The 14,810-nt window shown below is 28.9% G+C and carries 16 protein-coding genes; 2 read left to right on the forward strand and 14 right to left on the reverse strand.

Going from position 1 to position 14,810, the window contains the following annotated elements; genetic code table 11:
- Positions 1–95: 95 nt before the first annotated feature.
- Positions 96–839: a PHP domain-containing protein gene (locus IC174_RS15175; RefSeq protein WP_227483312.1), complete on the forward strand. Its 744-nt coding sequence runs from the start codon at positions 96–98 to the stop codon at positions 837–839.
- A gap of 827 nt (positions 840–1,666) precedes the next feature.
- Here the strand turns inward: IC174_RS15175 and IC174_RS15180 are convergent.
- The 10 genes from IC174_RS15180 to IC174_RS15225 form a co-directional block, all read right to left on the reverse strand.
- Positions 1,667–1,948: a hypothetical protein gene (locus IC174_RS15180; protein ID WP_227483313.1), complete on the reverse strand. Its 282-nt coding sequence runs from the start codon at positions 1,946–1,948 to the stop codon at positions 1,667–1,669.
- A 252-nt stretch (positions 1,949–2,200) separates the two neighbouring features.
- Positions 2,201–2,866 (reverse strand): hypothetical protein, encoded by a 666-nt coding sequence (locus IC174_RS15185; RefSeq protein WP_227483314.1) that lies wholly within the window; start codon positions 2,864–2,866, stop codon positions 2,201–2,203.
- 31 nt (positions 2,867–2,897) lie between these two features.
- Positions 2,898–4,544, reverse strand: a complete 1,647-nt coding sequence (locus IC174_RS15190) for a recombinase family protein (RefSeq protein ID WP_227483315.1) — start codon at positions 4,542–4,544, stop codon at positions 2,898–2,900.
- Between the two features lie 159 nt (positions 4,545–4,703).
- Positions 4,704–5,072 carry a hypothetical protein gene (locus IC174_RS15195; RefSeq protein WP_227483316.1) on the reverse strand — a complete coding sequence of 123 codons (369 nt, stop codon included), beginning with the start codon at positions 5,070–5,072 and terminating at the stop codon, positions 4,704–4,706.
- A 331-nt stretch (positions 5,073–5,403) separates the two neighbouring features.
- Positions 5,404–5,691, reverse strand: coding sequence for a hypothetical protein (locus IC174_RS15200; RefSeq protein ID WP_227483317.1), 288 nt, complete (start codon positions 5,689–5,691; stop codon positions 5,404–5,406).
- Between the two features lie 18 nt (positions 5,692–5,709).
- A complete protein-coding gene (locus IC174_RS15205; protein ID WP_227483318.1) occupies positions 5,710–6,000 on the reverse strand; it encodes a DUF960 family protein in 291 nt (96 codons plus the stop codon).
- Between the two features lie 76 nt (positions 6,001–6,076).
- On the reverse strand, positions 6,077–6,781 hold the full coding sequence (locus tag IC174_RS15210; protein WP_227483319.1) for a hypothetical protein: 705 nt from the start codon (positions 6,779–6,781) through the stop codon (positions 6,077–6,079).
- Between the two features lie 19 nt (positions 6,782–6,800).
- The gene (locus tag IC174_RS15215) at positions 6,801–7,061 is read right to left on the reverse strand and encodes a Mor transcription activator family protein (protein ID WP_227483320.1); all 261 of its coding nucleotides are present in this window, start codon (positions 7,059–7,061) and stop codon (positions 6,801–6,803) included.
- Positions 7,062–7,145: 84 nt separating this feature from the next.
- Positions 7,146–7,484 carry a hypothetical protein gene (locus IC174_RS15220; RefSeq protein ID WP_227483321.1) on the reverse strand — a complete coding sequence of 113 codons (339 nt, stop codon included), beginning with the start codon at positions 7,482–7,484 and terminating at the stop codon, positions 7,146–7,148.
- 125 nt (positions 7,485–7,609) lie between these two features.
- A complete protein-coding gene (locus IC174_RS15225; protein WP_255613402.1) occupies positions 7,610–8,875 on the reverse strand; it encodes a DNA (cytosine-5-)-methyltransferase in 1,266 nt (421 codons plus the stop codon).
- A 186-nt stretch (positions 8,876–9,061) separates the two neighbouring features.
- Here IC174_RS15225 and IC174_RS15230 point away from each other — a divergent pair, with 186 nt between their 5' ends.
- A complete protein-coding gene (locus tag IC174_RS15230; protein WP_227483322.1) occupies positions 9,062–9,691 on the forward strand; it encodes a BglII/BstYI family type II restriction endonuclease in 630 nt (209 codons plus the stop codon).
- 61 nt (positions 9,692–9,752) lie between these two features.
- Here IC174_RS15230 and rlmH read toward each other — a convergent pair whose 3' ends face one another.
- From rlmH to IC174_RS15250, 4 genes are all read right to left on the reverse strand, one after another.
- On the reverse strand, positions 9,753–10,232 hold the full coding sequence (gene rlmH, locus IC174_RS15235; RefSeq protein ID WP_227436517.1) for a 23S rRNA (pseudouridine(1915)-N(3))-methyltransferase RlmH: 480 nt from the start codon (positions 10,230–10,232) through the stop codon (positions 9,753–9,755).
- Positions 10,233–10,300: 68 nt separating this feature from the next.
- Entirely contained in the window at positions 10,301–12,403 is a 2,103-nt protein-coding gene (locus IC174_RS15240) for an EAL domain-containing protein (RefSeq protein WP_227483323.1), read from the reverse strand.
- 12 nt (positions 12,404–12,415) lie between these two features.
- Positions 12,416–13,213, reverse strand: coding sequence for an MBL fold metallo-hydrolase (locus tag IC174_RS15245; protein WP_227436522.1), 798 nt, complete (start codon positions 13,211–13,213; stop codon positions 12,416–12,418).
- 84 nt (positions 13,214–13,297) lie between these two features.
- On the reverse strand, positions 13,298–14,761 hold the full coding sequence (locus IC174_RS15250) for a M1 family metallopeptidase (protein ID WP_227483324.1): 1,464 nt from the start codon (positions 14,759–14,761) through the stop codon (positions 13,298–13,300).
- Positions 14,762–14,810: the final 49 nt, after the last annotated feature.

A 14,810-nucleotide genomic window follows, 5' to 3' on the forward strand; every position in this document is an offset into this window, starting at 1 on the left:
TATTTTTGTCTAATTGTGTAACTATTGATTTTCTTTCCTGTTCATTTTATAATATAAATTACGTTACCCTCATCTTTTATAGAGGAGGAATTTATATGAATTTTTTATCAGATTTACACACCCACTCTATAGTCAGTGGTCATGGCTATAGCACTTTGTTAGAAAATATTAATTATTGTAAAGAAAATGGAATTAAGATACTAGGTACATCTGAACATGGTCCTAAGATGCCTGGTTCTCCCCACAAATGGTACTTTCACAACATTCAAAATATCCCAAGAATCATAAATAACATTATAATCTTAAGAGGATGTGAAGCAAATACACTAGACACTGAAGGAAACATCGATTTAGAACCCTTTGTCATTTCTCGATTAGATTATCTTATTTTGTCATTTCACGAAGCCGTTTTTTCACCAAATACATTAGAGAATAATACTAAAGCCTTAATAAATGCAATAAATAAGCATGATAATATTGAAATATTAGGCCACCTTGGAAACCCAAACTACCCAATCGACTATGAATTAATCATTAAATTAGCCATGGAAAAGAATATCTTAATAGAGATAAATAATTGTTCTATCAAAGGAGTGTCAAGAAATGGTAGCTCGGATAATTGTAAGTATATTGCTACACTTTGCAAAAAACATGGTACTAAAATCATACTAACTTCAGATGCTCACATTTGTTTTGATATAGGTAACTATGAGTATTCTGAGAATATCTTAAAAGAAGGTAATTTTCCAAATGAATTAATAATGAATTATCCTAAAAAACTTATTAATCATTTTCACCAAAAAGGTAAATTACTAGATGTTGATTATACAAATATTTAAGTAATAATACATGCTTGCTTTAACTCTTATAAAAATTAGAGTATTATCCTATTTAAAATGCCAATCTCATATTAACTACAAATAGACTATAATTTACGTATTTGTCTACTTTTTATATATTTACTTTTCAAATTTACACAATTTATTCCAAGTAAATACAAAAAGGATGGGTTACCTTGTTATTTAGGCAGCCCATCCTTCATTAAGTATATTATCACATCATCATTTATTTATATCTCTATGCTATCTATTTCTCTTTTCTTATTCATTATTACCTTTGAAACACTGCTCCATTATAAATCCAACAGAGCATATATTTTGCTACAATTTTATAAAATAATATTAAATTAGAGTTAATTGTTCATTGTTACTTGTTTCGTCAATATCTTGTTCTCTAAATAAATCATGTCCAGGTAAAAAAGCTAAGTCATCTTCACACAATTCCTTAGCTTTTTTACTATTAATTTATTCTAGCTGTTATAAATCCAGCATAATCATCTTTTAAGGGGTACTCATAGCTTTCTTAATCTATGAAATTACTACTTAACACATCTTTTAAGTTATCACCTAAATTATTTTTAATTATTTTGAAATAATCACTAGGTACTTTATTTGATATAGTTCTACTGTTATTCAGATTAATTATACATATATTTCCATTACAGTTAATTTAATTTTTATTAAACCCTTTATTTTTCAAATAATCTTTTGGGAAAATGTGATGATATTCATTTTTATTGACTATAGACAGTACTGACTGTGTATTTATTAGAGCTCCGTCCAGTAAGCTTCTAAGGTTGTTCATAGAAAGAATAAGAGCATATGTTTTACTTAATACATTTCTTAATGCAAATGAAATATGTTAACTGTAATGGATAAGGCAAATATCCATGACTAGTTAAAGGTAGTTCTGTTGTTATAAAGTCTACAGCATGTAAATATGCTTTCTTGCATTTCTCCGCAATATTTTTTAATTCCTCTGATGATAAATTTCTTAATTTATTCATTTCTTCTTTAGTTACACCTAAACCGACACAAGATGCTAAGTTTCTTAAAATTTCAACTTCAGCCACTTTTTCAAAGTTTTTCGCTTCTAAATCAGACCTCACCTAATTTATTATTTTATACTTCATTGTTTAATCCCTCTTTATCTACTTATTTATCTATATTTTAATCAATTTCGATACTTTACTAAATCTAATCTGATAATTTATATCAAAATACTATATATTATTTGTACTTTAACTTATTATATGCCTGTAAAATAAAAGTAGCCTTAACCAACTTATTTCAGTGGTTAAGACTAACGTGCTCCCTTACTTATGATATGGTTCTCCGTTACACCTCCAACGGAGCGTGTTTTACTTTCTTGTTTCAATATATATAGGAGAAGTATTATTTTGTATCCTTCTCAATTTATTGTATTCAACATTTCCCAAGAAATTTATACAATATTCTTGCTTATATAAATTACCCATTAAATCTTCAAATGTAATCTCTACAGGTATGTTATTTATTGATTCTTCCCCATCATAGAATTCTGAGTTTATTGTAAATTCTCTAGTTAAGAAACCTTTTTGCAAACTATTTTCTATTATCTTGTCATTCATTCTTATATTTACACACGATTCTAATCCTATATTCTTTAATCTTATTGAAAATATACGGTATTTACTATTCCCTCTATTTTCTCCTGTATTTTTTACATCTATCTTTATATCCTTAGAAGACCCATCTAATGATTCTAATTCCATATGTAAATATGGTCTAATTCTTTGTCTTTCATCTATTTTTCTTGCTTCTTTTGCATCATCAATAGTTTCTTTTACACCTTCTAATGTTATTAATCCCCCTACAATTCCACTTAATATCGCACCTATAAAACTACCATAGAATGGAATCCAATCACTATTATGTGCTATAGGAAGTGACTTTATACTGATATAGTTTATTCCATTTATTATTACTATTGATAGTACTGATATCCAAAATGTACGTATTATTATTTTTTTAGATGTGTTATTCACAATCTCTCCCCCTAGTTTTTATTCCTTCTTATTATATTACAAATTTTAAAGTAGTACAATTAAACATAGAAACATGAAAAAAGGAAGGGTCTTCGTCTTCTTCAGACGACCCTTCCTTCACTAAGTATCTTATTACATCTTCATTTATCTGTAGCTCTATAGTATCTATTTTTCTTGACTTATCTATTGTTACCTTTGATACAAGTAAATTCAACAACTGCTTTCTTTGTTGTCTTGTACTACTCTCCTTAAATACTTCTCCAAACTTCTTTATTACTTGACTTACTAATTCAAAAGGTATTGGTTCTCCTTCTGCTAACATTACATCTTGCTTTATTTCATCTAGCCTAAACTTCAAAGTATCTATATCTTCATTTAGTTTCTTTACTCTCTCTGCCAACTCACTCTTAGCCAATATTCCATCTTCAAATAGCTCTATGCTAGAGTTCTTCTTACCATTCAGTTTATCAATTTCCTTATTTACTAAGTTCATTTCATCTAGTTTAGGCTTTAACTTACTAGACTTATTCTTGTTGATGTTATTTATTACCTTCTTTAGTAGTAGCTCATTGTTTACTGTTTCTATTAGTTTATTGATTACAACTTCATCTGCAACCTCTGCCTTCACAGAATTTGAATTACACACTGCTGTTCCTTTATTCTTCCAATTGCTACATGCATAGTACTCATTTACTGCTTTACTTCCATCTTTTCTTTTTCTAGTTGACCTGCTTACTGTCATTGATACTCCACAAACAGGACATTTCAATAGCCCACTTAGAATTAGCTCACTATCATAGACTCTATTGTGAGTTTTGCTTCTGTCTTTTAGTATTATTTGTACCTTTTCCCATGTTTGAGTATCTATTATTGCATCATGTTCCCCATCTACAAGTATTGGGTCAGGATTGATATTTCTTCTTCTTTTTTCATTCCAATCTTGTCTTAAATTGTATCTTATCTTTCCAATGTAGACTGGATTTTTTAGTATTTCTTTTATTGTAGCTGTAGCAAATGCATTACCTTTCTTACTCCTATGACCTTCTTGGTTTACTCTATTTACAGTAGCTTTGTATCCATACCCCTCACTATACAACTCAAATATTCTTCTTACTGTCATTGCTTCTTTTTCATTTATTACTAATTTAGTATCTTTTCTCTTTTTTCCTTCACTTGGTATTTCTACTATATCGTATCCCAGTACTTTTCCACCATTCCACTTTCCTTCTCTAGCTCTTGCTATCATTCCCATTTTTACATTCTCTGCTATAGTACCTCTTTCAAATTCTCCTATTGCCCCCATGATATTAAGTTGTAGTTTTCCTGCTGGTGTTTCTGTTTCAAAGCTTTCTGTTAGAGAGCGAAATGCTATTTTATTTTTATCTAGCGTATCTACTATGTTAAGTATGTCTATCAGCCTTCTACTTATTCTATTTAGCTTCCAAACTATTACTAAATCAAACTTACCTATATTGGCATCTTGTAAAAGATCTTTTAGTCCTGGTCTACCCGAAATATTCTTACCACTTATACCTCTATCCTCATATACTTTGAAAACTTCATGCCCCTCTTTTTCACAGTATTCTATGTTCCTTCTTCTTTGTTCATATATACTATAGCCCTCTTCTGCTTGCTCTACCGTTGATACTCTACAATATATTGCTACCTTTTTAGTCATCTTGATGTCCTCCAAACACTATTTTCTCGTTTTTTGTCACTAATTACCCTTGAAACCACGTTTAGATTCACGTTAAACATTTTGTTGTTCCAAGGGTTTTAATATTATTTTCACGTTTTCACGTTATTTTTTAGATGCAATTTATTTTTATTTGTTAAATTATATTACATCTTTTATTTTTATAGTTGTTAGAAATCCATTTAAGTAAACATCCCTTTTACTACATTCGTCTACTAAGATTTCTACCAGCTCTGCTGGTATATCATCAAAATCCCAAATTAAGATTGCTTTTATTTCATCTTTCTTTACTAGCTCTATTAGCTTATTTATCTCTTGATACTCTCCTTTTGTATGACTATCTACAAATTCTAATATGTTTACACCAAACTCTTCTATCTCCATTTTCATCCATGTTACTTTTCCCATTACAAGCTCATTTACATTTTCTTTCTCTAAACTTTTCTTAGCGTAAATTGCTACGTTTTCATTTTTATAGTTACTGTATATGTTCATTCTGCATGTATCCATTGTTTTTCTCCTAATTTAGTTTATTTTTTATTATCTATTTCAATATATTACCTTCTTTCTGTAAATATCTATTGTCAAAAAAAATAAGGCTAACTATGTCAACCTTATTACTATTTTATACCAATATAGCTTTGTTAGAAACCATTATTTCAACTGCTATACAAACTCCTAAACCTATTACTGCTCCTATTACAAATCCCCACATTTTACATCCTCCTCTATTTTTTAAGATATTCTTTCCTTTGATTTATTATAGTTTTAAATGTTGTTATTCCAAATGTTACTCCTTCTACAAATAGCTCTACAGTCATTTTGCACCTCCTAGTATCACCTACTTATTTACTACTTCTTTTAGATTATTTAAAAACTCTTTTGAAAACACATTTTGTTTTATTGCAACTTCAATTAGTTTTAGTAAATCTTCTTCTGGTAAATCTAGTGGTCTTGGTACTAATTGTTCCTCTTGTCTGTATGTGTCTTTGAAGTAAACAAATCTTATTTCTTCTTGATTTAGTTCTTTTACAAATATTTTTTCTATTCCGTAAGCTATATTATCTTCTCTAATTTTAGTTTGTTTAAGTACCTTACAGTATTTGGTTTCTTTTATTATTTTACTCATTTTATTTCTCCTTTTTTATTAGTACTCACTACTCAACATCATTGTTGAATACTCTCCATCATCTATTACAAATATCTTTACTTTAGAATTTATTCCTGTATTTACTACTACATGCTCTTTTTGATACTTAGGTACTTCTTGCCTATGCTCTATTTTAAGTAAGCTATTTTTTATAGGCTCTATTTCAAATACCTGTAAATAGTCTTTCTTTATTTTTATTTCTCCTATCATTGACCACAATAGTATCTGTATTTCTAATGGTATTTCCTTGGAAACACCTCTAGTTAAGTATCTATCTTTATCAAACATTTATCTTCATCCTTTCATTTTGAACATAGAAAAAGAGATAGTCTTTTTATCGACTACCTCTTCTACTACTCTTATTTTATACATTATTACTCTTATTCTTTAATGTTGCATACAATATTATTACTGAACCAATTCCTATTACCCACATTAGTAATTCTCCTACTATTGGTGCTATTACATATGTACTTACTGCTATACAAGTCCCCCAAGTAAAAGTTATTCCTGCACACCCAAAATATCGTATGTTTACCATTTTGTTAAGCATTGCAAATATTACTGTACCTACAATTATTCCGAATATGAAATATCTACTTTCCCTATTATACGATTTATTCTCGTTTTTACTTCTTACCTCTTCTTTTGCTTTATTAAGGTCATTTGAGTACTCATATCCTCTTTCGACTAATTCTTGATATCCTTCATCAGCTATTGCATCACTAAAAATCATTCCCCAATTCTCTATTAAGTAGTTGCACAAGTATGTAAATTGTTCTACCTTATGCTTTCTCACTGTTTTCCCTTCTTTTGTTTGTAATTCTAATGCATTCATATCTTTAATTAAATTTTGACACTCTTTTTGAAAATCAGCTATCGCTAAATCTTGATTGTCTTGTTTCTTGTAATATCCGTAATTGTCTTGTAAATCAGATTCTGCCCTTTGAAAATATCCAAATACTTGTTGGTCGTGAGTGTATTTAGATTCCATTTCCTCAGTATTTTTACATCCTGTAAGTGCAAATATTATTACTATCATCATTATTGCTATAGTTATTTTTTTCATGCCCAATCTCCTCCAAATGCTATTCCTCTGTTGTAATCTTATTTATCAATCTTTTTACCCATCTATCAGAGTAACCTAGTTCTCTAGCCATCTCTCTTAAACTTTTATTATCCTTATTTTCAATGATGTACCTTTCAACGTACTCATTTGAATGTAGTTTCATAGGTAGATTTATCTGCTGTCCCTTATAGTGTTTATGTATCATCTTTACAATCTCTTCACCTAAAATCTCTACCATTTCTGAATAGATTCCTCTATAGTCACTCTTATCTTTTTTCATGCTCCACCTCCTCTATCAGTACCTATTAATAATAACTATTTCTTTGGAAAGTTTCTTCTGCGATTATCCCTTGAAAAGTTCCACCTATTGTTCCTTATCTATTTCTATTAGATTCTTTAATTCTTTCTTGCAAACAACTACTATTGAGAAATCATTTGAACACAAAAATAGAGCTGAAATATATTCAGCTCCTTCTATTTCGTCTATGTATTCAGGTATTATTCCTTTTAGTTGGTGTTGTTTTAGCTCTTCTATTCTAGCTTTATCTACTACAACTACATATCCACCTAAGTTTTCTGCTATTCTTTCTATACCGTAGTTTTCATCTAGTAGTTCTATGGTAGTTTCTATTGAAGATAGTACTTCTGTCGGTAGTTCCTTTACTAAGTCTAAGTCTTGTTTTTTCCAAATATTTATTATCATCGTATCTTCCTCCTTATTTGAAAACAAAATAAGCTAGATGAATTGTATTTATCTCATCTAGCCCTATCATAGTTATAATATATATTTAAAATTAAATTTTGTTACAATCTCTTCTACTTTAATATTTACTCTATATTAATATCAGTATTAGTTATTGCTACTTCATCATATGCATTTTCAAATATTCCACTTTCATTTTCAAATATTTCACTTAAACTTCTTCCCATTCTCTCGACTAATCCTACTACTAATGCATTTCCCATACAAAAATATCTAAACTTTTGAGTCATACCTGTATTTGTCCAATTATCTGGAAATCCATTTAGTCTTTCACATTCTATAGGAGTTAATACTCTCAATCTATTAGTTTCTAAGTCTCTAACTACGTGTGTGCTCCTATTTTTTGATGACTCACTTGTTAACATTGTTCGGGCAGGTTTATCTAGTTTATCAGGAAAAGACAATGCACCTTCTCTGTAAATATACTCATGCCCATCTTTTGATGTTCTCGGTATAGCTTTACCACCCTTCATGTACTTCCAATCTTCGAGATTATCACCTAAGTAAAATTGTTCGTCGACATTTGTTTCTAATATTTCTCTAATAGTTACTGGATTTTTTATTTTAGGAGTATATTTTTGAGTTATTATTCTATTTTCAAACATAATTCCACTATTTAAAAATTCAAAACTTAAATCATTAGATATTGTAAGTATGTCTTGATATAAATCAAATTCATTTGTTTTGCATATCTCCTCTATTGGGAACTGATTTGAAAAAAATCCTTCTTCTTTTATATATTTATTTTCTATCTTACCTATTTGATTCATATAGTAATTAGTTGTATTTAAAGATGCAAATATAAATACTCTTGTTCTTTTTTGAGCAAACCCATAGTCTGCCGCATTTATTACTCTCCACTCTACACTATATCCTAAATCTCTAAAACAACCTAACATTATACCAAAATCTCTTCCTCTTTGTTTAGCTGGAGATTTTAGTAATCTATCTACATTTTCAAGTAATACAAATCTAGGTCTATCTCTTTCTAAAAATTTATTTATTTCCCACCAAAGAACACCTTTTTTTCCTTCTAGTCCTTTAGCTTTTGTTCTCGCCACTGAGTAATCTTGACATGGAAAACCACCCACTAGTAAGTTATATTTAGGTATATTATATTTTTCATAGTTTTCATTAACTTCTGCTATATCCTTATTTAATATATAGTGATTTGGAAAATTACTTTTATAGCATTCATATGCATACTGAGATTTTCTGCTTGGTTCCCATTGGTTTGCAAAAACTACATTCCACTCATCCGATTTACTTAAACCTACATTAAATCCACCTACACCTGCAAAAAGTTCACATACTGTTTTATTTATAGCCATTTTGTATTCACCGCACTTCCACTTATCATTCGTTTTATCAATATAATTTATTATAATACAATTTAAATATAAATAAAAGATCGATTTTATAAATTATTTTAATAATTATATATATTTATTTTCTACTAAAGTTGTTATTGTTATGCTATAATCTCCTTAAATAATAACTTAATATAGGAGGTATCTATGAATTTTGTAACTCATTCTTTTAGATATGGATTAGAAATTTTTAATACTCAAGAAGATTTCCAAGTTTTATGGCATGAAGTTATTCATGCTCTTCAAAGTATTAGTGATGAAGATATCATAAATTATTTCGAGTCTCAGCAAAGAAGGGCTAAAAGTATTTCAGAAGCAATAAACTATTTGATAGATGATAGGTTAATATCTAGAGGATGGCGTAGACAAAGCTTTATTTTTAATGATCCTACTTATAGAAGTAGTAGAGGTAATAGTAACTGGAGATTAGATTTTGCGAAAGATGGTATTTCCATAGAAGTTGCATTTAATCATGGCGAAGCTGTAGCATGGAATCTTATAAAGCCTGTGCTTGCAAGTGAATTAAACCATGTCGAAAAAGATATTCAAACTAGGGCTGGTATACTTATATGCGCAACTGATGAAATGAAATCTGCTGGTGGTTTTGATGGTGCCACAGGCTCTTATGAAAAGTTCTTACAATACCTACCCCCACTAAATAATATATTAACTGTTCCCATGGTAATTATAGGCTTAACAGCTCCAGAATCTTTTGTAATAGAACATTACAAAGAAGGTAGAAATTTTTATGGTAGAGTCTCTAGATTAAATGAGTAACAAAATAAGAAGATAGTATGTTTCTACTATCTTCTTATTTATCTTCAAAAACCGTGCTCCGTTACTTGTGGTACGGTTCTCCATTATTTATCCTATAAGCCCTATAAATCTGCTCTAACAATATCAACCTCATCATCTGATGAGGAAAAGTCATCCTAGAAAAAGATAATCTATAATCAGCCCTAGCCAAAACATCATCAGAAAGCCCTAGAGAACCTCCAATTATAAAACAAAGACTACTGTTACCTCTAACTGCTAAATCACTCATAGTCTTAGCCAGTTCTTCGGAAGACAAATTCTTTCCATCAATAGCAAGAGCTATAACATAGCTGTTATGCTTTATCTTACCTAAAATCTTCTTTCCCTCTTTATCTTTTATAATTTCCATTTCCTTAGCACTTAAATTTTCGGGAGCTTTTTCATCATCTAACTCTATAATTTCCAACTTGCAATACTTAGAAAGCCTCTTTCTAAATTCATCAATACCTAACTTTAAATATTTTTCTTTAATTTTACCTACTACAACTATACTTATATTCATATACTTCTCCTAAACTTAATCTTATTACAAATTTATATACTAATATAACTTACAAACTATTAGTAAGACTATTTAGCAAGTTCTCGATTTGCATAATCTATAAACTCCTCAAAAGGTATAGCTTTACTATAATAATATCCTTGATATATTTCACATCCTAAGCCATACAACTTATCTCTCTGATTTAAATTTTCAACATACTCCACGATTATATCAAAATCTAGGTTTTTTGAAAGATTTACAATAGACATTATGATTTCACTACTTCTTTTGTTTGTAAGTATCTCTTTAACAAGTGAACCATCCAACTTAACTATATCAAAATTATTATTTTGGAGGTATACAAGGGAACTGTGTCCCATTCCAAAATCATCCATAATAAGCTTTATACCCAAATCATGTATTGCATTTATTCGATCTATAATTATCTGAGAACCTGACAATGCAACCTGCTCTGTGATTTCTATACCAAGCATATTAGGGTTGATATTATTATTCTCAATTATATTTTTTATTTGCTCTGGCAAATTAGGAGCATTAAGTTGGTCTGGAGATATATTTACAGAAAATTTAATAGGATTTATTAATAAGCTTTCACTTTTCTTTAAATCAACACATGCTTTATTAATAATATACTCTCCAAGTTCATCTAAAAAACCTTCTTCTTTAGCTAAAAGTATAACAAGTGGCGGATAAATAAATCCACCTATTGAATGCCTCCACCTAAGTAACCCCTCTGCTCCTACAATATTCCCATCATAATTAACTTGTGGTTGATAAAAAATCTCTATATCTTCTTTTTTCATAGCAAACTTTAAATCTGATGCTAGCATTTTTGATATTGAACCTATTTTTCCACTATGATTTAAAATATTTGGTTGTTCTCCTGTTAATTCACATCTTTTTACTAAATTTGTTAAATTTTCTATATTATTTTTAAACATGTAAATATATCTATTTTGTGACATCTTTATAAATGGAATATAAATCATAACTCCTACACACAAATTAAACAATTGCAACAAACTTCCTCTTATTGAATCTGTAGCCATATATCCACTTAAAAATATAGGTGATGTCCATTCTACTGCAGAAACTGTACAAGGTACAATACCTGTAGACATAGCTACATAACTTGTAATTGTTAGAATCATAGGTGTAATTATAAATGGTATAAACATGATGTAGTTAAAAACAATTGGAATCCCAAAAACTAGCATCTCATTTATATTAAAAAGAGCTGGTATTGAAGCAATTTTAGCCAGCTTTCTTACATTTATACGTTTCTCACTAAGAAAAATGGCAATTACTAAACACAACAAAGCTCCACATCCACCAAATAAAACCATTGTATCAAAAAAAGTCTTAGTAAAAATTTCTGTTGGTAATTGATTATTATTAACTAAATTTATGTTAATTGCCATCCCATTTTCAAATAAATTTTTTGCAACTGTGTCAAGTACATTACTTCCATGAATACCAAAGAACCACATAAAATGCATTAGAAATATAAATAGCAAAGCACTCATAAGGTTTCTTCCCATACTATTAAATATATTTGAAAATAAATTATAAAATATATCTTGAAAATTTGAACTTCCAATTAGATTTATTACTATTACACGCAAAATAGAAAATAAAAATACTACAGTTATAAATGGAATTATAGCTGAAACCACCATATTAAAATCAGCATCAGCCCCCTCTGTATGAAACTTTACACTTGTTATAAAAGACTCTGTGAGCTTTACAAATAACATAGAAGACGTTATGGAAACAATAATAGCTGTAAACAACCACTTTGTTTTAAATATCTCCACATAAGAATCTATTTCACTACCATGTGAAAATACTAAAAAAGAGCACATTGCAACTATAGGAACAAGTACTGTATACTTGCTCCCATAGATTTTTCCATAGCTATAACTTATTGTCAACAATATTATTAATGAGATAATTCCTAAGGTAGAATCATTTATAAATGTAAGCATATTTAAAATCTCACCATTAAATAAACTTGCTATATATTCTTGATAAATTTTTATTGGAAGATTCAAAATAACAAGTGCAATTGAACCAGTCATAATAGCAGGTATTGCTAAAATCATCCCTTGCTTTATAGAATATAAGATTTTATTATCCTCAACATTTTCGAAATTTCTTTTTAGCAAAGTTATTCACCTCTACTTCATCTTATAAACATTAGAAACATCATTGCGTGATAATACATCTAGTTTTACATCTTGCCCAACTACTATATCGTTTGATGCTAATACTCCCTTTGAAGTTTCATATGCCAATTCTGGAAAATTATTTTCTTTACTTAAATGTGCTAATAATATAGATTCTGTACCTTTATCAATAAGTTCAACACAGAAATTTGCTGCATCTTCATTAGATAAATGTCCTGTATCTGACATTACTCTTTTCTTTAAAGCATATGTATATGAACCCATCATAAGCATATTAGGGTCATAATTTGATTCTAATACCACTAATTTAGATTTATATAGATGTTTTTTTATATTTTCAGTAATACACCCTATATCAGTAGCTATAGACATTTTTTCATCGTTTTCTGTATAGAAATTATATCCAACTGGGTCAGCTGCATCATGTTCTATTGAAAAAGGTCTTACTATAACATCTCCTAATGAATAAGTTTTATCATTTTCAAAGACCTTCATATTTTTGTCCTTAATATCACCAAGCTTGTCTTTCATAGAACACCATGTCTTTATATTAGCAAACACTGGTATGTCAAACTTTCTTGACAATATACCTGCCCCTTTTATATGGTCAATATGCTCATGAGTTATAAATATCCCTTTTAATTTATCTGAATCTACTCCAATGTCTTTAAGACCTGTAGTTATTCTCTTTCCACTTAATCCTGCATCTACCAGTATATTAGTATTTTTATATCCTATATAGTGGCAATTTCCACTACTACCACTTCCCACTGAACAATACTTTAGCATTATTTCACCTCTTTTTCTGCCTTATAAATTATATTATACCAAAAAAACAGAGTATTAAATAAAATTTAATACTCTGTACGAAATTTACTTGTATTCACTTATAATCTTATTTATATCTACCCCTTTACTGTTCCATAACTCTACAAAAGCTCTTCCATTGGCATTTTTATGTTTGTATTTATTGTAATATTCATTTAGTGTTTCAAAGAATACCTTATCTCCAACTTCTTTTCTTACTTCATTAAAAGCTGTTGCTCCTTTTGTATAAACATTTAAACTGTATTCAGTAGAATTTTTATACTCATTTGATGGTTTAAATATGTTTTCACTCAAATAACTCTTTGTTTGTATTTGCATAGTTTTTATAAGTTTATTTGCCATTTCTTTTCCATATTTTTGTTCAAAATAAACTATTGTAGAATATTCAGTAAGTGCTTCATCTAACCAAGGTTCACTTATTTCATCATTTCCAACAGCAGAATACCACCATTGATGCGCTGTTTCATGTGCTATAACATACTCAAGTAAAAACTCATTTTTTTCATTATATAAGCTTTGGTCTATCATAACAAGCATTGGATATTCCATTCCACCTATAAAGAAATCACTTGCTACAACAGAATATTCTTTATATGGGTATTTGCCAAACAACTCACTAAATATATTTATTGAATCTTTTGCAATCTCTGTTGCTCTGCTAGAAAGTTTCTTATTTAAATTGTATGTACTAATAGCTACACCCTTTGAGTCAACTTTATTTACATCAAATTTACTACTTAATATAAATGCAAAATCCCTAACGTTTTCAGCTTCTATCTCATACAACATTTTCTTGTTATCATGTTTGTCATTAACAAGTTTACCTGTATGAGCAATCTTATACTTATTTGGAATCAATAGTTTCACATGAAAATCACTAGTTTCACTATAAAATGGGTCCCCAATAGTTTCATAACTCTTTAGATTCCATCCTCTTTCATCATTAACACAAGCTATAGGAAACCAATTAGTAATATTTATAGTGTTTTCTCCATATCCAAACCTTCCCACTGAGTTTGGTATTTTTACGTTATATTTTATATCCAGAGATATCTTTTCATTTGGCTTTAACTCTTTCCCCAATTCTATTTCTAGTATATCATTTTTATCTCCTTTGATTTTATATTCCATTTTACTGCTATTATTTAGTATGTTTTTTATATCTATATATCCTTCATTGAATCCATTAGGATAGGCTCTTGTCATCTCATCTTTTTCAAAAGGAGCAAATTCTTTTTTAGAAAAAGCATTCGGATATATATGGAAATATATTTTATCCATGTTTGATTTTGTCTTATTTATGTACTCAACACTCTGATTGCACATTAACCTCTTAGTTTCATCATCAAATATAACATCCATATTATATTGATTTATCTTTGAATTAGATTTTTCTTTGTACGTTTCTAAACTGTCATCCTTTTCTATGAAGCAACCTATTATTAGTACCATAAATAAAATTGCTACTGATAATGTTCTTCTTACTTTTTGGTTGAATTTTATAACCAAAATATCTCCTCCTTTTTAAAATGAATACTTTTAGAAAATATTTACATGC

Source organism: Clostridioides sp. ES-S-0001-03, assembly GCF_020676075.1.
GTDB lineage: Bacteria > Bacillota > Clostridia > Peptostreptococcales > Peptostreptococcaceae > Clostridioides.